The organism is Photorhabdus machadonis, assembly GCF_052657765.1.
The window spans coordinates 2,729,848-2,750,240 of the sequence record NZ_CP199761.1 but is presented as its reverse complement, the minus strand read 5'-3'; the positions used below and the strand labels follow the sequence as shown (position 1 = coordinate 2,750,240).

Genomic DNA, 20,393 nt, shown 5'->3' with positions numbered 1-20,393 from the left:
TCAGTACGTTCCTCTCGACACAAAGGAAGCGCATCACACTTCAGATGTGTTTGGCGTAGGAGGTCTCATGAAGCAACTACCTCCTGATACACCCGAACAATCACTGATCACTCAGTATAAAGGGCCTCGGCTTGTCGTTAAGGCTTACGCTGGCACGGGTAAAACAACTACGTTGGTGAAATACGCCCACAACAACATTGATTCCCGCATCCTCTACTTGGCATACAACCGGGCCATCCGCGACGAGGCCAGAGAAAAGTTTCCTGCAAAACGTCCCACCAGCTTGCCTACGCCACTATCGGAAGAAGCTATCATCATAAACTCACTGGCAACCTAAGACTTACCGATATTGCCCAAGCGGTAAATACGAAGGACTGGACCTTTGCCAAAGACATTCTTGACACGCTAAACGCCTTCATGTGCAGCGCAGACATGCGGATTCTTTATGCACATTTTGCTCGCGCTGATACGGGCAAGGTGCTCACATCCAAACAGGAAAGATACCAAATTCAGGTGGTTGAGGGTGCTGAGCTGATATGGAAGCGAATGACCAACGCCCAAGATCCGTTCCCGACCGTCCACGACTGCTACCTCAAGCAGTATCAGCTCAGGATGCCAAATCTGTCTCGCCGGTACACAACTATTCTTTTTGACGAAGCCCAGGACGCAAACCCAGTCACAAGCAGTATCGTCTTGCAGCAGAACTGCAAGATAATATTGGTTGGAGACCGCCACCAGCAGATCTATAGGTTCAGAGGTGCAAACAACGCCCTTGATAGCAAAGAACTCATGAACACCGATCAACTCTATCTCACTCATAGCTTCCGCTTTGGTCCCAACGTGTCACTTGTGGCAAACGCCCTTCTTGAACTCAAAGGTGAAACCCGTCCTGTCATTGGCCGGGGGCCAGCAGATCAGGTGGTTATGTTTTTACCAGGCGATGTGGGCCCTCGAGCAATACTTCACCGAACCGTCATGGGTGTCATTGAAACGGTTCTCTCTGCTACCGAAGCCGGTTCACAAGTTTTCTGGGTGGGTGGAATCGACGCTTACCAGATTAATGAGCTCCAGGATTTGTATTGGTTCTCGATGGCTGAACCTGACTGGGTAAAAAACAAGAAGCTGCTTGATGAATATGAAGACTACTTTGAGTATCAAGAAGTAGCCAAGGCGACAAAAGACCCTGAGATGATGAGGGCAGTCAAAATCATCAACAGCTACGATGAAATACCTAAGCGGCTCACTATTCTGCGACGAAATACAGTCAAAGAAGAGTTTGGTGCCGATATTACGGTTTCGACTGCCCATCGCTGCAAAGGGCTTGAATGGGACTTTGTTCAGCTCTATGACGACTTTCCTGATGTCCTTGATCCTGAACTCGACCCTATGGCTCGTGATGATGAAATAAACCTGCTCTACGTCGCCTCCACCAGGGCAATGCGTATCCTCGCTTTGAACAGCGCTGTAGAGATGGTTATCCGCTACATTACCCAAAAGCGCTTAGTCGAGAAGCAGATAAAGATGGCTGCTGAGGCCAAAGAAGTTGAAGAGGACACGTCCAAATAGTTTGGTCAATTCTTTACATGTGAAAGTTGACAAATAAAACGCTCTAAGCGCCCTAAATGGGCGCTTACACCTGCCTAATTTCACGCCGCTCACCTCTACCATATCGATCATGGGAAAATACGTGCGTGAGACTATGAAAAAATCACCTTTGAATTTACTGCTCCTAGCTGTAGCAGCTCGCAATCGAAATCCCCCCGACTCGCAATCAGCGCAGATTTCGGTTCACATTAACTGCAAATGAAAAATGCTCCCGGCTCACATTAAGTGATAATCGGCTCGCATTTATCCTGCCCGGCTCGCAATCAACTTTTGTCGACTCACGCTAAGTGAAAATGAAATTTCCCCTGCGGTCAGGGATTGAAAGCCGGAAGCCGCAAAAATTTTGTGGCGTCAATAATTAGCCTGAAAACAATGTTGTCCGTTGAGCATCGCGTCCAGAACGATCTCCTTTTCTTCGCTTATAAATGTGTAATGTCCGTTTAACAAGATGTATTCTATGGTTGTTTCTTGTGAGTTACGCAGATACCGGAGAACAAAAATGCAGTGTAACACAAACAGGTTAAAGTCAGGTCGTGAACTAAACCAGAGATTGCTATCCAGGGCCGAGTCGACCCTGGATAGCAATCACGTTGTCACGCTGACTGTTCATTAAAATACTGTTCGGTGGCGCTGATAATAAATGGTTCTAGGATAATAAAGTCCTTTTTCAAATCCAAAGCGTGACTATTTCCGTAGACAGCAGAATGCTTATTACAATTCCCTTTACTTTTAATATCGTCCAGTACCTGACGCAGATCTGCTTTTTTGCTTTTGTCTTTCGCGAAGCTGGCTACCTTTGGATTCAGAAAGGAAGAAAAGTCTGTCCCATCAGTTTTACCTATTGCGGAAGACCAGCTTTCAATCAGGGACCATGCTGCCACGTAGCACATCACGGCGTGTTTTCTGAGAGACACGGTACAAAGTGAGGTATAGAGCTGTGGCAGCTTATCGCCTGGTAAGCGTGAAAAAGCACGATGTAGTGCTTCCGACATCTCTATTCTGTTATCTGGCTGAGGTTCAAATGGGCCGTTGCCGCCGGTTCCTCCGCCTGACGATGCCGGACCGAAACTTGTAGGTACTCCGGAATTGTTACCTCCATCTGTATTATCTGTACCACCACCTGATGTAGAGGCTGTTGCTCTTCCATTCGGTTCTTTAACAGGATCAGCCGTAGGTTTCTGCTTATCAGTATCCTCATCGTTCCCGGTTTCCGGAAGTTCCTCAAATTCAGTTATATCGGCCCGGACTGGCGATATGGTTTTCAGCATTCTTTCAACGAGGTCTTGATTCTCTGGTTTGTCTGCTTCTTTTTTTCTATATCCTGTGGCCTGTTTAATAATATTAAAATAATAACTGTCGGAAAGTTGAGTGTTTATTTTTTCAAACAAATTTTTGAGATTATCGTTGAACTGTGTTTTCATGAAGTCAACGGGGAAGTCATCCAGCTCAAGCTCACCATAAATCCTTTGTGCTGCGTATTTGTTTTTTGTTCCCAGTAATTCATTTGGAATATTAGGGTAAACGGATGTGCCCTCGATAACACGGTTGTTTCTGAGAAGGCGAATACCTGGCTGCCCATAACCACCGGTTTCTCTCAGCAGAATAAACCCACGTACAGTTTTATTTTCTTCATAGAGAAAATTGAGGTTAATTATCCATTTTACAGGCGTCTTCCCAGTGATGACCCCCTTAGGGTTTACTTCTGGATAAATATGTGGCGCTGGAACAGTTAGAAGAAGCTTTTTACTGTTTGGTTTTAACAGTAGATTGTTGAAATAAATTTTTAGATCGAGGAAATCGCTGAATCTGACAAAAGTCTCAAGAAGAAAAGGAATGACGGTTTCTTCGTAGTAACTTTTGCTTTCGTTACGGGTTACGTTTCTCATCGTTATCGTTGTGTAATGTGCTTCTGCCTCCTCATCTTCTATCCCGACAGCTTCAGTTTCACTATGGCTTTCGAGAAGTTTCGGGAGATTAAAGTTGAAATTCAAGCTGTAGAGTTCACCCGGTACGGATGTTCTGATACTCCAGTCTTCCGAGAACCACAGAGCTGCACTCTTCATCCCTATCCCGTACACACTGAGGCTTTCTGCCGGGTGATTAGACTCAAAGCCCGGCTTGAGTGCGCGCTGGATGGCCTCAATACCGATGCCACGAGCGGTATCCGTCATGGTGATGGTATCTTCGCTGATGTCAATTTTTATCGAAAGACGCTCATCCAGTCCACCTCCGTCAGGTAGTTGACGCCCCTCAACATATGACTGAATGGCGTTATCTATCAGTTCTGCCAGTGCTGTTTCAATTCCGTAATTGAGATGCTGCAATACCTTGTAAATCTGCATCTCTGGTGAGATATCAATCTGTAATTGCTTATCTTTCTTTTTATCAATACCCATAACACCATCCTTAATGTTTAATCAGGTTGCTCACTACCATGGAAACTATTTTTGCATTAACTGCATTACCGAATGCCTTGAACGCTGCGGAATTATTCTCTGGTAATGAAGATAAATGATGAAGATTCTGTAATTTTGCTGCTTCACGCACTGAGATATAGCGCCCGAGCCAAGGAATAACCGGTACCTGAGTGGATGTCATCGAAATGAGTGACGGAGCAACATCTTTTCTGAAAACCCGGATGCCTGATGCCCGAAATTGTACAAGGTGATCGTTGATGGTCAGGTTCTGGCGATCACCTCTCCATTCCATAATTTGCCAGCTATTGTTATGTCGGGGCAGCCGGGTAATCCACTTATCAGCTACTGTTTTGTTTTGAATATATAGCTTACGTGAAAAATCGACTGAACTGTTAATCCAGTCTGGAACCTGCCGATTTTTTCTGACGTAAGAGGGGAGTCTGTCCAGGACTTCTTTCCAAGTTGTACAACCTGTTAGTGACTGTCCGTATGCACCTTTATATTGTATCATTTCTTTAAGCGTCAGGCGGGAGAAGTTTTTTGGATAATCGGCACCAAACTCAGGTGCTGCAATGGATATTGAATGGAGTTCGGTAATACACAATTGAGACAATAATTGTTGCCAGTGTTTTAATAACTCGGCTTTGGCAGGTTCAAGTAATCTGAAATCACCTTTATGATCAAGTATGTTTTCAAGTCTGGTGCACTGAGATGTCTGTTCTGGCCAAGTCAGCGTATATGAATCTGTCTTATCCCGGCAGGCTACAATAAATACACGTTGTCGGTTTTGTGGAACGCCAATATCTACTGGCGAAAGTATGCGGTAGTGTAATGAATAACCGATGTCATTGAATCTGGTATTCATATAACGCCAGAAGTTTCCGTTGTCGATGGTGATAATATTGGGGACATTCTCAAGTAGAACATAGCGAGGTTTATGATGTTCTGCTATACGAACTACTTCATCTATCAGCTGGCCTGATTCTGGACAGGTTTGCCCTTTTTTCTTACCAGCGAGAGAAAACGGCTGGCATGGAAAGCCTGCGCATAAGATATCATGAGAAGGTACGGATTTTTCATCAACCTTTTTTATATCTCCTTCAGGAAAAACACCGAAATTATTTTCGTATATTTTTCTCAGCGTATCATCAATTTCGCAGGCAAATACACATTCCCCTCCATTTTCAGCCATCCCGGCATGAAAGCCACCGATACCAGCAAACAGATCGACGAAACGAAATGCAGAGGTATTTTGCTTTATTACATTACTGTGTATCTCCATAGATCCCTCTTAAACTCTGAGTAATTCGGTGATGTCATCCAGTAATTTAGATACTTTTTTCAGAAGTATCTGGTCATCCCGGATCAGGCTGTCAATAGTGTGTATTTTTTTGCGCAACTCATCCGACTGGGTTACATGTTCCACCAGTTGGGGCTGATCTATGTCCAGGAAGTCGCACAATTTTGCTACTCTTGGTGTGAATGATTTGAATCTCCCTGTCCTGACTCTTTGCACAAAATCTTTAGTCATAGATTGACACTCACCAATATCAATCTGATATCGATATTCTATATTAAATCTTTTAGAACATAATCTTACAGTTATTTTTTGTTCTGTCATGATTCTGTTTACTTCACCAGAAATGAAGTTTCTGTATTGCGTTATCTGGTTCATTTTCACCTCCGGATTTATTCTTTTTGTAGCATTTAAGTGCTACAAAAGCAAACAAAAAAGCACGAATTTTGTACAAAACTTCTAGGTTGAAATTTGACTCATTGATGATCTAATATTTGTTCGTCGTATCGCTGTCACAGGGGTTACGCATGAAAATATTTAGTGGATAATGCCTTCATTTTTAAAGGGACGCTGATGAAAAAATTAGTGGATGTCTTTTCTGATTTTCCAGAGCCACGTTGTCAGAGAAAGGTCAAACACCGTTTTATTGATATCTTAGTGATCGCGGTGTGCGCTGTCATTGCCGGCGCTAACGCCTGGACCGATATTGAACAGTACGGCCAGCTAAAAAAGGATTGGCTGGGTTCATTTCTTCCGCTCAAAGGCGGTATTCCGTCACATGATACTTTCCGGCGCTGTTTCAGTTTATTAAATCCCGGCCTCTTTGAACGTCATTTTTATCAGTGGGTTTCTCGTGACTTCTTTTCAGAAAAGCGGGCGATCATTGCGATTGATGGTAAAAGTTTACGCCATTCTTTTGATAAGAAAATTGAACAAAGCTCATTACATGTGGTGAGTGCATTCTCGGTTGAGAAAGGGCTCAGCTTATGTCAGTGTGCAGTAGACGGAAAATCAAACGAAATTAAGGCCATCCCCGCATTATTATCGATGCTTTCATTGAAAGGACACCTCGTGACGATTGATGCGATGGGCTGCCAACGCACGATTGCTCAACAATTACGCGAGAGTGAAGCCGATTATATTTTGTCCCTTAAAGGCAATCAGGGGAAAACCTTTTCGGAAGCCGTTGACTATTTTCAGCAACAACAGATAACCCAAAAACCTTACCTTAAACCTGACCAGGATGAATTCGATGATAGCCACGGACGTACTGTCAGACGACGCGGATGGGTTCTGCCGCTGACATCAGAAACAAAACACTTAGGTTCCTGGCCAGATATTCAGGCCCTCCTGGTAACGGAAACGATACGACAAGAACACTATTCTGACACAGTCACTTCTGATTTTCGTTATTATTTAAGCAGTTGCCAGGATACTCCTACCTTTCAGTTAGGTGCCATACGAAAGCATTGGGCTATCGAAAATAGTTTACACTGGGTACTGGATGTCACTTTTAGAGAAGATGATTCACGGATGAGAGAGCGGATCGCCACAAGAATATTTACCCAATTACGTAAAATGGCGCTCAATATCGTTAAACGAGATACCAACAGTAAACTGAGTTTGAGTGCTCGAAGGAAATCAGCAGGGTGGGATAATGGCTACATGGAAGCGCTGTTATTTAATCAATTTTAGCCTACCCAAATTTCATGCGTAACCCCTGGTTAAGTGGTCAATTTAAATAGCCAAAAATTGGGTAACTTACATCGTGAATTGCTATTTTCAGCTTGCCTATCTACGATAACCAAATAACCTTTAACTCATTTTGGACGGATATTCATAATAGGTAATGTAAAAGTTATAATTATTTGATTTTATGAATATTAGCCATTCTATTTAACCACTTATCAGTCCTTATGGTTCCGTTGCTCCTCAAACCCCGTAAGCTACTGCTGAGGAAACAGCAGGTCAGCGCTGGTATTACGTTCTCTCTATCAGTATCAAGGGCTCTGTTGGCTCCAAGCTGGTGCAGGATTTCCAAAACCAGAGTTGTTTCTGGTTTTCCCTAGACGACTAATTTTCTACTATGCTTAGTCAGTCACCCCTAATTTTTCTTTCCGTGACAACCATTAACTTAAAAAAAACAAACAAATAGATATCAGCTTGCAACTATTCTTGCTGGTACCCATTTTACTTGGAGCCAATAAATATGTTCTCTCGTCGTGATATCTTGAAGGCATCCGCAATTGGCGCGGCTGCCGCTAGCATGGGCGGTATGATTAAAGCGGCTGTTGCTGACGAACAACACAATACAGTCACTGCTGGCAAGAATAAACAACCAATAAATGCCAAAAGTTTATATAAATACAAATTCACCGATAGCAAAAAAAGGATATTGGAAAATGGATGGGCACGGGAAGCTACGGTGGAACAATTCCCGATATCTGAAGGGATTGCGGGTGTTGATATGATGCTTAAACCGGGTGGCATGCGTGAACTCCATTGGCATGCTGTTGCCGCTGAATGGGCATATATGCTTGAAGGTCATGCACGTATTACCATCATTGATCCCGAGGGCAAAAGTGAAGTAGCCGATTTTGGTCCCGGTGATGTATGGTATTTTCCCAAAGGTCATGGTCATTCCATTCAGGCACTTGAAGATGGCGCGCATTTTATTCTGGCTTTTGATAACGGACACTTCTCAGAATTTGGCACTTTCAGCATCACTGATTGGATAACGCACATGCCGAAAGAGGTGCTTGAGAAAAGTGTCAACATGCCTGCATCTGTTTTTTCTAAAATCAAACAGGGTGAAGCTTACATCGTCGGTGGAGCTATCCCGCCAAAACTTCCCCTACCTGCTGACGATGGTGGTTTGAACGATGCCCCACTCACCCACCGTTATGAACTCTTGAAGAACCAACCCTTCTTCGAGAACGACTCAGGGAGTGTTTATCGAGCATCATCGAAGGAATTTCCCATTTCTACAACGATCACTGGCCTCATAGAGACCATCAAACCTGGCGCTATACGTGAACTACATTGGCACCCTAATGCCAACGAGTGGCAATACTATATTTCAGGCAAAGGCCGTATGACCGTGTTTAGTTCCCACGGGCACGCACAAACCGCAAAATATGGGCCAACCGACGTTGGTTATGTGCCACTGGGATTTGGTCACTATATCGAAAATATTGGTAATGATGATCTTCAAGTACTGGTTGTGCTAGATAACGGTATCTACCAAGATATTTCACTTTCTGATTGGTTAGCTAAAACTCCGTCTTATCTGCTTGCGGATAACTTCAACAATAATCCCTCCGATTGGGTGGATCGTCCTAACGGTAAGTTAGTTATATCACGCCGTAGGACTTGATATATTACACCATGGTGTATTGAAGAAACTTATATAACCTTGTATATCAGAAATAGCCTCGTTGACACGGGGCTTTATTTAACAGCTTTAAAAATGATTAAAGAAATAGATGTTGCACTTATTATGTGAATCTTCTTTTCTTATTTATTTTATTTGCTGTAACATCACCAGGAAGGAAGATTTTTTCAAAAACTTTTACTCTCGCCTTAACCTCCGAGCATAACGTTGCGCTAATACCGCGCACACCATCAATTGAATCTGATGAAAAATCATCAATGGCAACAACATTACGCCAACCGTCGCCGCCGGGAACAAAATATTCGCCATCGGCACACCATTAGCCAAGCTCTTTTTCGAACCACAAAAGACAATAGTAATTTCGTCTTCTTTATTAAAACCTAACCAACGGGCAATATAAGTATTAATAACCAACACAACCGCCAATAAAACGCAGCAAACCACCCCAATGGTCAGGAGTGAATAACCATCAATCTTGTGCCAAATACCTTCTACCACCGCCTCACTGAAAGCCACATAAACCACTAACAGAATTGATGACCGGTCCGTCATATTAACCAGTTTTTTATGTTTCTCGACCCAACGTGCAATCAATGGCCGTGACAGATGCCCGATAATAAAAGGAACCATCAATTGAAACACAATGGATTTTATTGCTTCCACTGTATCAGCGCTGCCTTCACCTTGTGTATGGATCATCAACCCAACTAATATTGGCGATAAAAACACCCCCAATATACTGGATGCCGACGCACTGCAAATGGCAGCAGCAACATTACCACCCGCAACAGAGGTAAAAGCGATAGCGGATTGAACAGTGGCAGGTAATGCACAAAGGTAAAGAAATCCCCAATAAACTGTCGAGGTCATGATCTCAGGGACCAGCAGATTCAGCCCTAATCCTATAATCGGGAATAAGACAAAGGTGCTGAGAAAGACCATTAAATGAAGCCGCCAATGCCCCATGCCGGCAATAATAGCTTGTCGGGATAATTTAGCCCCATGCATGAAGAATAGCAAAGCAATAGCAGCCGTCGTTAGCCGTTGAAACCAGACTTTAATTTCCCCCTCACAAGGCAAGAATGTCGCAATAACAACTACCGTCACTAATATCATCAAAAAAGGATCTATTTTTAACTTTTGCCACCAAGTCATTAGTTATTTTCCTTGCTTTGCAAATAGTTAGCCCGGTAATCCGGACTAATCAATAAAAGTTACGATTAAACTGCCACTGTTCGTTGTTGTTTTGCAGACTCGGCACCGGCTTCAATCAATTTCATGATTTGAATGGCTTCACTTGCCGTTACCGGATTGGGTTTATCTAACGTAATAGCATCACGGATCGCAGCATAATAAGCAGAATAATTACCGGGCAACGTCGGGATATATTCAGTTACTAATTCATCTCCACGTGACAACGTCATAATCCCATCACGAATATCATATCCCCAATCGGCATGTGGCGGTCTTTCCCCGACTTTCAATCGTTCTTCCTGAGGATCAAGGCCATATTTCACATAGCTACCTTCCATACCATGCAGCGTATAAACCGCAGACTCAGCTGCCGCCAGTGTTGTTGCATGAAGAACCACTTTAATATCCGGGTAATTCAGCAAAACATGAAAATAATCCACCGCTTCGGCTTGTGGACGGATTATCCCCAAATCAGCGGTAATGGATTGCGGTTTACCAAACAGTTGAACCGCCTGATCAAGTAAATGAGGACCTAAATCATACCAAATGCCGCTTCCCTCTCCTGCCGCCTCACGCCATCTTTGACGTACAACCGGACGATAGCGATCAAAATGGGATTCAAAATATCTCAATTTTCCCAATTGATTTTCTTTAATCAGAGATTTTATTGTCAGAAAACCAGAATCCCAACGGCGGTTATGAAATACGGAAAGTAATAATCCCGCCTGTTCTGCTTGTTGCTTTAAAGACTCGGCCTGTTCAACCGTAATGGTAAAGGGTTTATCCACCACAACATGTTTACCGGCTGCCAGCGCCTTCTGTGCCAAAGGGTAATGCGTGTCATTAGGCGTAGGAATAACGATCAAATCAATTTCAGGATCATTGAAAAGATCCTCCGGGCGGGATACGACCGCAATATTTGACCAATCTGATTTCACTTTTTCAGCGTTACTACTGGAAATGGCAACCAATCTAACACCGGCAGTCCCGGCAATTAATGGAGCATGGAAGGTTTTACTGGCATAACCATAACCCACCAACCCAACCTTTAACAGGTCACTCATAACAGGCCCTCAAACTTATTATTCCATATGCTGCAATTCAGCATCAGTAAAAAATATCATCGGTGATTACCATTGTGCAAATTATCTCTGAATCAATCTATTCACTAACCAAGCAGAATCGCCTATTATTTCTTTTTCACATCGCTTGAGTGGGAATAGCTTATGTATAAAACTAATGATTACCACAGAATTAATGGCTGGGTTCTGGCCCCGGTTGCTTATCTGATCATGACCTTTCTCAGTGCCAGTGCCATGCTCGCTTTATATATTATGACTTTTTTCAGTCAAAACCTTTCGTTGAGTAGCGGGAATAATCACTTTACTTTAATGTGGTTTCTTTCTGTTGCCATTACGGCGGTAATGTGGTGTTTCACCCTATGGGTGTTGAAATTGCTTTTCCGCCGGTCAAAAAGATTCCCGCAAGTCTTTATTCTCTGGCTTATTGTGACCGTATTAATCGCCTTGAAAACGTTCACCTTCTCCCCCATTCCTGATCAAATTGCGCTACGAGCATTAGCATGGCCACTATTAGCCGCCGCTATTTTCGTTCCCTATATTAAGCGTTCTCACCGGGTCAACATGACTTTCACACAAGATCGATAACCGCAATTTTCTTTGATTGTTATCATAACAATAGTTTGTCCCACAGTAAGGTGCGGGCATTTTTATAATTTTATAAAAAATAAACAGACTCTATTTCAGGCACAGCAATGACTGACTACTTTCTTTTATTTGTCGGAACCGTATTGGTTAACAATTTCGTTCTGGTGAAATTTCTTGGCTTATGTCCTTTTATGGGCGTCTCTAAAAAGCTGGAAACCGCTATCGGGATGGGATTTGCGACCACATTCGTTTTGACATTGGCCTCAGTATGTTCATGGCTGGTAAATACCTTTATTTTACTACCATTGGACTTAATCTATCTGCGTACCCTGAGTTTCATTCTTGTCATTGCCGTTGTAGTGCAATTCACAGAGCTTGTTGTACGCAAAACCAGCCCATCGCTATACCGGTTACTGGGTATTTTCCTGCCGTTGATTACGACTAACTGTGCTGTGCTAGGTGTGGCGCTGCTGAATATCAATCAATCACACAATTTTCTGCAATCCGCTATCTATGGATTCGGGGCTGCCGCAGGGTTTTCTCTGGTGATGGTCTTGTTTGCCGCCATTCGTGAACGCCTGGCGGTTGCCGATGTCCCCGCCCCTTTCAAAGGTTCATCTATCGGTCTGATTACCGCAGGATTAATGTCCCTGGCTTTCATGGGTTTCAGTGGTTTGGTGAAGTTCTGATGATATCGTTATGGATTGCTATTGGTGTGCTAAGTGCACTCGGGTTAATTTTTGGGTTAATCCTGGGTTTTGCTGCCCGTCGTTTTAAGGTGGAAGAAGATCCTATCGTTGAAAATATTGATGATATTTTGCCTCAAAGCCAGTGTGGGCAATGTGGTTATCCCGGCTGCCGCCCTTATGCCGAAGCAGTGGCGAATAATGGTGAAATGATTAACAAATGTGCACCTGGTGGTGAGCAAGTCATGCTGAAAATTTCAGGGCTGCTTGGCGTCGATCCACAACCACTGGATGGTGATGAGAGCATAAAAAACCCTGTCCGCAAAGTCGCATTTGTTGATGAAGAGAATTGCATTGGCTGCACTAAATGTATTCAGGCATGTCCTGTAGACGCTATCGTCGGTGCAACCCGCGCTATGCATACCGTTGTTGAAGATTTATGTACTGGATGCGACCTGTGCGTTGCTCCTTGCCCAACAGACTGTATTACTATGATCCCTGTGGCAACAACGACTGCGAACTGGAAGTGGGATTTAAAAACCATTCCGGTTAAAAATATTGAGGCTGAACACCATGCTTAATTTGTTCAGTTTACTCAACAAAAACAAAATCTGGGATTTTGAAGGTGGTATCCACCCACCTGAAATGAAGCTGCAATCCAGCCAGGCACCATTGCGCATTGCGCCACTGCCGGAAGAGTTAATCATCCCATTGCAACAACATTTGGGTACAGAAGGCGAATTGCTGGTTCAAGCCGGTGATAACGTGCTTAAAGGCCAGCCTCTGACGTTTGGCACTGGCCGTACCGTACCGGTTCATGCATCAACTTCCGGCACTATCATTGCCATTGAACCGTGCATAACAGCGCACCCATCTGGGTTGAAAGAGTTGTGTGTCCGTTTGCTCCCTGATGGTGCAGATAAATGGTGTAAACGCGTTCAGGCACTTGATTATCAATCACTTGATGCAGACACGATCCTTAACCGCATCCATCAGGCAGGTATCGCTGGCTTAGGTGGCGCTGGCTTTCCTACTGCCACCAAACTGCAAAGTGGCCGGCATGGTATTAAGACGTTGATCATCAATGCCGCAGAATGCGAGCCTTATATTACTGCTGATGACCGCCTGATGCAGGAACATGCGGACGAACTCATTGAAGGCATTCGTATTCTGGAACATCTGCTTAAACCGGAGCAGATCCTGATTGGTATCGAAGATAATAAACCAGAAGCAATAAAAGCAGTTAAAACCGCTCTAAACGGCGATAAATCTATTATCATCCGGGTTATTCCGACCAAATACCCTTCCGGTGGCGCGAAACAGCTGACCAAGATTTTGACCGGTAAAGAAGTACCTTCCGGTGGACGTTCCTCTGCTATCGGTGTTCTGATGCAAAACGTCGGGACTGTGGTTGCGATCAAACGAGCCATTATTGACGGTGAACCTTTGATTCAACGTGTCGTCACCCTTACCGGCGAAGCAGTAGCTTCACCGGGTAACTTCTGGGCACGACTCGGTACTCCGGTACAATTTCTTCTCCAATTAGCCGGTTTTGAACCACAATCAGAACAAATGGTGATTATGGGTGGCCCTCTCATGGGATTCACTCTGCCTGACTTGAATGTACCGGTTGTTAAAATCAGTAACTGCATCCTAGCGCCATCACATCAGGAAATGGACTCAAATACAGTGGAAGAAGCCTGTATCCGTTGCGGGTTATGTGTAGAAGCCTGCCCTGCCAATTTATTGCCACAACAGCTCTATTGGTTCAGCCGTGGACAAGAGCATGAGAAAGCCAGAGATCACAATCTGTTCGACTGTATTGAATGTGGCGCCTGTGCTTATGTCTGCCCGAGTAATATTCCTCTGGTGCAATATTACCGTCAGGAGAAAGCTGAAATTCAGGCTTTGGATCAGGAAAACCTCCGTTCAGCTGAAGCCAAAATTCGTTTCGAAGCTAAACAGGCTCGTATGGAACGGGAGAAATTGGCCCGTGAGGAGCGACATAAAAAAGCCGCTGTCCAGATCGATAATACAGATAAAAGTGCTGTGCAAGCCGCGCTCTCCCGTGTGAAAGAAAAACAAGACGACGCTGGCAAAGTTGTTTCTATAGAACCAGGACAAGTGCCAGACAATTCAGCAGTCATCGCCGCCCGTCAAGTAAGAAAAGAGCAGCTTCGTGCTCATCAGGCAGAAAAACAGGCTACTGAAAATATCAATACGGTTACACCTGAACCAACAGGTTCAGAAGATCCTCGCAAAGCCGCATTGGCAGCCGCAATTGCCAGAGCTAAAGCGAAAAAAACTGCCCAAAGTCAGGAAGTGACACCGTCACTGAAAACAATAGAACCAGAATCTACCGCTGATGAAAAGCAAGATCCGCGTAAAGCTGCCGTTGCCGCTGCTATCGCTCGTGCCAAAGCCAAGAAAGCGCAAACACAACAAGTAACCGACATTCAGGCAGAAGTACTGCCAACAGAAGAAACTGATCCGCGCAAAGCTGCCGTTGCCGCTGCTATCGCTCGTGCCAAAGCCAAGAGAGCGCAAACACAACAAGTAACCGACATTCAGGCAGAAGTACTGCCAACAGAAGAAACTGATCCGCGCAAAGCTGCCGTTGCCGCCGCTATCGCCAGAGTCAAGGCAAAGAAAGCCAATCAGGAACAACAAAAAATTTCAACAGAATAGTGATTGTTATCAATGAAATTCAGGCCCATTCAAACTGTCAATAAAAAGCTAAAAGTCGCAAGTTCGCCTTTTACACACAATCAGCAAAGCACCAGCCGCATTATGCTGTGGGTTGTACTGGCAGCTATACCCGGTATTGCGGTACAAACTTACTTTTTTAGCTACGGTACATTGTTCCAGATCCTGCTTGCAGTTATGACTGCCCTGTTGGCGGAATCATTTGCTCTGTCTCTGCGTAAACAGGCAATGATGACTCGTCTACAGGATAATTCTGCGTTGCTGACAGGCTTACTTTTAGGTATCAGTCTGCCACCACTGGCTCCCTGGTGGCTGATTGTATTGGGAACCGCTTTTGCCGTGATCATTGCCAAACACCTGTATGGTGGTCTTGGTCAAAACCCGTTCAACCCGGCAATGGTTGGTTATGTCGTGCTGCTGATATCATTCCCAGTGCAAATGACCAGTTGGTTGCCACCTATGGATTTAATGGCAGCACAAATTACACCGCTGGACAGCCTGACAATAATCTTCACCGGACTTACTCCCGATGGAGCAACATTGCAACAGTTGCAACAAGGTTTCGACGGAATAAGTCAGGCTACACCACTGGATAGTTTTAAAACCGGTTTACTGACTCACAACATTGATGATGTTCTACGTCAGCCAATATTACAGGGATCTCTGGCAGGCATTGGCTGGCAATGGGTCAACATTGCCTATCTTATTGGCGGGCTTATTATGCTCAACAGAAAGGTTATAAGCTGGCAAATTCCTGTAGCAGTTATCGTCATGTTAGGTCTATGTTCACTCACAAGCTGGCTGATCGATCCCACCCGTTATTCCCCACCATTATTACAACTATTTTCCGGTGCAACCATGCTGGGCGCATTTTTTATTGCAACCGATCCGGTCAGTGCATCCACAACCCCCAAAGGCCGTTTAGTTTTTGGCGCAATGATTGGCTTGCTAGTCTGGGTCATCCGTGTTTATGGTGGTTATCCTGATGCGATAGCATTTGCCGTCTTATTGGCGAATATCACCGTGCCACTGATTGACCATTACACTCAACCCCGCGCTTACGGGCATAAATAAGGAGCCGTTATGTTAGGGACAATGCGACGTCACGGCATCACGCTGGCTATTTTCGCTGCAATCACCACCGGACTGACAGCTGTCGTGAATTCACTGACTAAAAGTACCATTGCAGAACAGGCCGCGTTACAGCACAAATCACTACTTGATCAGGTTGTTCCATCTACTTTGTATGACAACGATATGCAAAACGAATGTTATCTGATCAGTGCCGATGCTTTAGGAAACAAACTACCCCATCGTCTCTATCTGGCCCGCAAAAATGGTCAGCCGGTGGCGGCAGCATTGGAAAGTACAGCACCGGATGGCTATTCAGGTGCTATTCAGTTACTGATTGGTGCAGATTTCTCAGGAAAAGTATTAGGCGTACGGGTAACAGAACATCATGAAACCCCTGGCCTCGGCGATAAAATTGAAACCCGGATTTCAGACTGGATCAAAGTATTCTCGGGGAAAACCGTAAAATCAGATAATAACCGGCATTGGGCGGTGAAAAAAGATGGTGGTGAGTTTGATCAATTTACCGGCGCGACTATTACCCCTCGCGCTGTGGTAAACTCCGTCAAATGGACCGCTCTCTATTTACAAACCGTACCTGAGCAACTCTCTTCTCTGGAACCCTGTGGAGAAAAATCATGAGTGAAACCAAAAATTTGTTTACCCAAGGACTGTGGAAAAATAACTCTGCTTTAGTACAACTGCTGGGACTATGTCCACTGCTGGCGGTATCTTCCACTGCAACTAACGCCCTTGGGTTAGGGCTGGCAACCACACTGGTTCTTATCTGTACCAACATTGCTGTGTCCAGCCTGCGTCGTTGGGTTCCCAATGAAATCCGCATCCCGATTTATGTCATGATAATCGCTTCGGTTGTCAGTACCGTACAGATGCTGATTAACGCCTACGCTTTTGGCCTGTATGAATCACTGGGGATTTTCATCCCATTGATTGTCACTAACTGTATTGTTATTGGTCGCGCTGAAGCCTATGCCGCCAAAAATCCGGTCATGCCGTCTGCCATTGATGGTTTAGCCATGGGATTAGGCGCCACTTTTGCGCTGTTTGTTCTTGGTGCGATGAGAGAAATTCTTGGCAATGGAACCCTATTTGATGGCGCTGATTTACTGCTGGGCAATTGGGCCAAAGTGCTACGGATAGAAATCGTCCATATGGATTCCCCTTTCCTACTGGCTATCCTGCCGCCAGGTGCTTTTATTGGCCTGGGATTAATGCTGGCAGCGAAATACCTGATTGATGAAAAAATGAAAACCCGGGCAATAAAAGAAAAAAGCAATACAGTAGCAATATCACCAGGATCGGAGAGCACCATCTGATATGAACAAACAAAAACGAATCGAAATCTTAACACGCTTACGGGATAACAACCCAAAACCAACGACTGAGTTGGTTTTCACCACGCCCTTTGAGCTGCTTATTTCAGTACTGCTTTCAGCTCAGGCGACAGATGTAAGTGTTAATAAAGCGACAGCAAAACTCTATCCGGTTGCCAACACACCTCAGGCAATTCTCAACCTCGGCGTAGATGGGCTGAAAGAGTATATAAAAACCATCGGCCTGTATAACACCAAAGCAGAAAACACCATTAAAACCTGCCGGATCTTGCTGGAAAAACATGGTGGTGAAGTTCCTGAGGATCGTGCTGCGTTGGAAGCACTGCCAGGCGTTGGCCGCAAGACAGCCAATGTGGTATTAAACACCGCTTTTGGCTGGCCAACCATTGCTGTAGATACACATATTTTTCGGGTGTGTAACCGTACTCATTTTGCTCCCGGTAAAAATGTCAATGAAGTTGAAAATAAATTACTGCAAGTCGTTCCGGCTGAATTTAAAGTCGATTGCCATCACTGGCTTATTTTACATGGACGTTATACCTGTATAGCCCGTAAACCTCGTTGCGGTTCTTGCATTATTGAAGATCTATGCGAGTACGATTGCAAACAAGAGCTGTAAAGGTCGTAGTTTATATAAATCGTTGTAGGCTAGGTTCGAGAGCCTACGGGGAAAACCTACTATAAGGGCTTCCCCAATCAAGCCAGATTGTAAAAAAATTTAGACTGCCAGTTGATTTATTTTACATATGCGATTTTCAACTTTCACTGTGTTATAGTGCTTTTAAGCTTAAAGAAAAAGTTTACCCTGAGTAACTATTATAATTTTTATTGCAAAATTCATACTGTTTTATGCTATTTTGAAGATGTTGCTTGCTCGACACCGCTGATTCGCGTAAAAATGTTGTTCTAAAACCATCTGATAATAACCCTCAACTTTTCCGGATATTATGTTTCAAAACAATCCGCTGCTTGCACAGCTAAAACAGCAACTTTATTCCCAGACACTCCGCGTAGAGGGCCTTGTAAAAGGCACAGAAAAAGGTTTCGGATTTCTGGAAGTCGATGGGCAAAAAAGCTATTTCATTCCGCCTCCACAAATGAAAAAAGTGATGCATGGCGATCGGATTACCGCCGCTATTCATACTGATAAAGAAAGAGAGATCGCCGAACCAGAAACATTGGTCGAACCATTTCTAAATCGCTTCGTTGGCCGTATCCAGAAAAAAGAAAATGACAACCGTCTATGGATCGTTCCTGATCACCCTCTGCTAAAAGACGCTATCCCTTGCCGCCCAGCCAATCAAGTCACTCATCCGTTTCAGAACGGTGACTGGGCCGTCGCTGAAATGCGCCATCATCCTCTGAAAGGAAGCCGTGGCTTTCATGCAGAAATTACCGGCTACATCACCGAAGGCGACAATCACTATGCGCCTTGGTGGGTAACACTGACCCGCCATAATCTGGAACGTAATGCTCCAGAGATGACTGCCGATTGCCAATTGAATGATGGCGATCTTGAGCGTATAGACTTAACTTCTCTAGATTTTGTCACTATCGACAGTGCAACCACAGAAGATATGGATGACGCTTTGCATGTCGCCAAACAAGATGATGGTAGCCTGAAACTCAGCATAGCCATTGCTGATCCAACGGCTTATATCGCGGCTGGCAGCGAACTGGACAAAAGCGCTCATCAACGTGCTTTCACTAACTACCTGCCGGGTTTCAATATCCCCATGTTGCCACGCGACCTGTCAGAAAACTTGTGTTCTCTGCGTCCTAATGAGCGCCGCCCCGCATTGGTTTGTCAGGTGTCTATTCTTGAAGATGGTCAGTTGGGTGACGATATCGCGTTTTTCTCTACCTGGGTTGAATCAAAAGCGAAGTTGGTTTATGACGAAGTTTCTGACTGGCTAGAAGGAAAAGGGACCTGGAAACCTGCTTCTGAATCTATTACAACTCAAATCAACCTCTTGCAAGAAATGAGTGAACGCCGTAACCAATGGCGTCATCAACATGCACTGATTTTCAAAGATCGCCCTGATTACCGTTTTATCCTTGATGAAAATGGTTATGTACTGGATATCGTCGTAGAACAACGCCGTGCATCAAACCGTATTGTCGAAGAAGCTATGATCACTTCTAACCTGTGTGCGGCAAAAATACTGCGCGATAAGTTAGGCTTTGGTGTCTACAATGTCCATACCGGTTTTGAACCGCTCCAAATTGAACAAGTGATTGAATTACTAAAAGAAAATGGTATCGAAGAAAATGCAGAAGAGTTGCTGACACTGGATGGCTTCTGCAAATTACGTCGCGAATTGGATAAACAACCAACACAATTCCTTGATAGCCGTATCCGCCGCTTCCAGACTTTTGCAGAAATTAAACCTGAACCTGGCCCTCATTTTGGTCTCGGTTTTGATGCTTACGCCACCTGGACCTCACCAATCCGTAAATACAGCGATATGGTTAACCATCGCTTACTGAAAGCGATTATTCAAAAAACGGATGCAGAAAAACCAGCAGAAGAAACCTGCCTGCAACTGGCTGAACGTCGCCGCCTGAACCGTATGGCTGAACGCGATGTGGGTGATTGGCTATATGCGCGTTTCCTGCAACCACATGCAGGAACAGAACAACAATTTACCGCAGAAGTCATTGATATTACCCGTGGTGGTTTGCGTGTCCGTCTGGTAGATAATGGCGCAGTCGCCTTTATACCCGCCCCATTCCTGCATGCGGTGCGCGATGAACTGCAATGTAGTCAAGAAACCGGTACCGTAATTATCAAAGGTGAAGCCGCTTACCAATTGAATGATATTATCAACGTCCGCATTGAAGAAGTAAGAATGGAAACGCGTAATATCGTCGCTCGTCCCACAGCTTGACTTTCCTGATAAAACTATGTTGAATCAAACTACAGCGTAATCGCTGTAGTTTGTGTTTAAAAATCAGCAAGTAGATGTCAGGAATTACATCATATTCTGCTCTGCCCGGA

General features: G+C 44.5%; 16 protein-coding genes and 1 pseudogene. 12 read left to right on the top strand and 5 right to left on the bottom strand.

Going from position 1 to position 20,393, the window contains the following annotated elements:
• The first annotated feature begins 67 nt into the window (after positions 1-67).
• Positions 68-1,566, top strand: a pseudogene (locus tag ACUN2T_RS13055) (UvrD-helicase domain-containing protein).
• Positions 1,567-2,198: 632 nt separating this feature from the next.
• Here the strand turns inward: ACUN2T_RS13055 and ACUN2T_RS13050 are convergent.
• The 3 genes from ACUN2T_RS13050 to ACUN2T_RS13040 are packed head-to-tail and all read right to left on the bottom strand — an operon-like array spanning position 2,199 to position 5,553.
• Positions 2,199-4,001, bottom strand: coding sequence for an ATP-binding protein (locus ACUN2T_RS13050; protein WP_445493453.1), 1,803 nt, complete (start codon positions 3,999-4,001; stop codon positions 2,199-2,201).
• Positions 4,002-4,011: 10 nt separating this feature from the next.
• Positions 4,012-5,304, bottom strand: coding sequence for a DNA cytosine methyltransferase (locus ACUN2T_RS13045; protein WP_445493452.1), 1,293 nt, complete (start codon positions 5,302-5,304; stop codon positions 4,012-4,014).
• A 9-nt stretch (positions 5,305-5,313) separates the two neighbouring features.
• Entirely contained in the window at positions 5,314-5,553 is a 240-nt protein-coding gene (locus tag ACUN2T_RS13040; RefSeq protein WP_445493451.1) for a hypothetical protein, read from the bottom strand.
• Between the two features lie 339 nt (positions 5,554-5,892).
• On the opposite strand from ACUN2T_RS13040, the gene ACUN2T_RS13035 reads away from it, so the two are divergent.
• Both ACUN2T_RS13035 and ACUN2T_RS13030 read left to right on the top strand, forming a co-directional pair.
• On the top strand, positions 5,893-7,014 hold the full coding sequence (locus ACUN2T_RS13035) for an ISAs1 family transposase (RefSeq protein WP_445493450.1): 1,122 nt from the start codon (positions 5,893-5,895) through the stop codon (positions 7,012-7,014).
• 514 nt (positions 7,015-7,528) lie between these two features.
• Complete coding sequence (locus tag ACUN2T_RS13030; RefSeq protein ID WP_445493449.1) at positions 7,529-8,695, top strand: cupin domain-containing protein; 1,167 nt, start codon at positions 7,529-7,531, stop codon at positions 8,693-8,695.
• Between the two features lie 195 nt (positions 8,696-8,890).
• Here the strand turns inward: ACUN2T_RS13030 and ACUN2T_RS13025 are convergent, their stop codons facing one another.
• Together ACUN2T_RS13025 and ACUN2T_RS13020 are read right to left on the bottom strand one after the other, a co-directional pair.
• Positions 8,891-9,868: a bile acid:sodium symporter family protein gene (locus ACUN2T_RS13025; RefSeq protein WP_445493448.1), complete on the bottom strand. Its 978-nt coding sequence runs from the start codon at positions 9,866-9,868 to the stop codon at positions 8,891-8,893.
• Between the two features lie 65 nt (positions 9,869-9,933).
• Entirely contained in the window at positions 9,934-10,971 is a 1,038-nt protein-coding gene (locus tag ACUN2T_RS13020; protein WP_445493447.1) for an oxidoreductase, read from the bottom strand.
• 162 nt (positions 10,972-11,133) lie between these two features.
• Here ACUN2T_RS13020 and ACUN2T_RS13015 point away from each other — a divergent pair, with 162 nt between their 5' ends.
• The 9 genes from ACUN2T_RS13015 to ACUN2T_RS12975 all read left to right on the top strand — a co-directional run bounded on the left by ACUN2T_RS13015 (position 11,134) and on the right by ACUN2T_RS12975 (position 20,283).
• Entirely contained in the window at positions 11,134-11,574 is a 441-nt protein-coding gene (locus ACUN2T_RS13015; protein WP_445493446.1) for a DUF2569 domain-containing protein, read from the top strand.
• Between the two features lie 107 nt (positions 11,575-11,681).
• Positions 11,682-12,263, top strand: coding sequence for an electron transport complex subunit RsxA (rsxA, locus tag ACUN2T_RS13010; protein WP_445493445.1), 582 nt, complete (start codon positions 11,682-11,684; stop codon positions 12,261-12,263).
• Positions 12,263-12,841, top strand: coding sequence for an electron transport complex subunit RsxB (gene rsxB / locus ACUN2T_RS13005; protein WP_445493444.1), 579 nt, complete (start codon positions 12,263-12,265; stop codon positions 12,839-12,841). The genes rsxA and rsxB overlap by 1 nt, the downstream gene beginning before the upstream one ends.
• Positions 12,834-14,948, top strand: coding sequence for an electron transport complex subunit RsxC (gene rsxC, locus ACUN2T_RS13000; protein ID WP_445493443.1), 2,115 nt, complete (start codon positions 12,834-12,836; stop codon positions 14,946-14,948). Before rsxB ends, rsxC begins: the two co-directional genes overlap by 8 nt.
• A gap of 12 nt (positions 14,949-14,960) precedes the next feature.
• Complete coding sequence (gene rsxD, locus ACUN2T_RS12995; protein ID WP_445493442.1) at positions 14,961-16,040, top strand: electron transport complex subunit RsxD; 1,080 nt, start codon at positions 14,961-14,963, stop codon at positions 16,038-16,040.
• 9 nt (positions 16,041-16,049) lie between these two features.
• Positions 16,050-16,679, top strand: a complete 630-nt coding sequence (rsxG, locus tag ACUN2T_RS12990; protein WP_445493441.1) for an electron transport complex subunit RsxG — start codon at positions 16,050-16,052, stop codon at positions 16,677-16,679.
• Complete coding sequence (locus tag ACUN2T_RS12985) at positions 16,676-17,374, top strand: electron transport complex subunit E (protein WP_445493440.1); 699 nt, start codon at positions 16,676-16,678, stop codon at positions 17,372-17,374. Before rsxG ends, ACUN2T_RS12985 begins: the two co-directional genes overlap by 4 nt.
• 1 nt (position 17,375) lies before the next feature.
• Entirely contained in the window at positions 17,376-18,011 is a 636-nt protein-coding gene (gene nth / locus ACUN2T_RS12980) for an endonuclease III (protein WP_166290125.1), read from the top strand.
• 328 nt (positions 18,012-18,339) lie between these two features.
• On the top strand, positions 18,340-20,283 hold the full coding sequence (locus ACUN2T_RS12975; RefSeq protein WP_445493439.1) for an exoribonuclease II: 1,944 nt from the start codon (positions 18,340-18,342) through the stop codon (positions 20,281-20,283).
• The last annotated feature ends 110 nt before the right edge of the window (positions 20,284-20,393 follow it).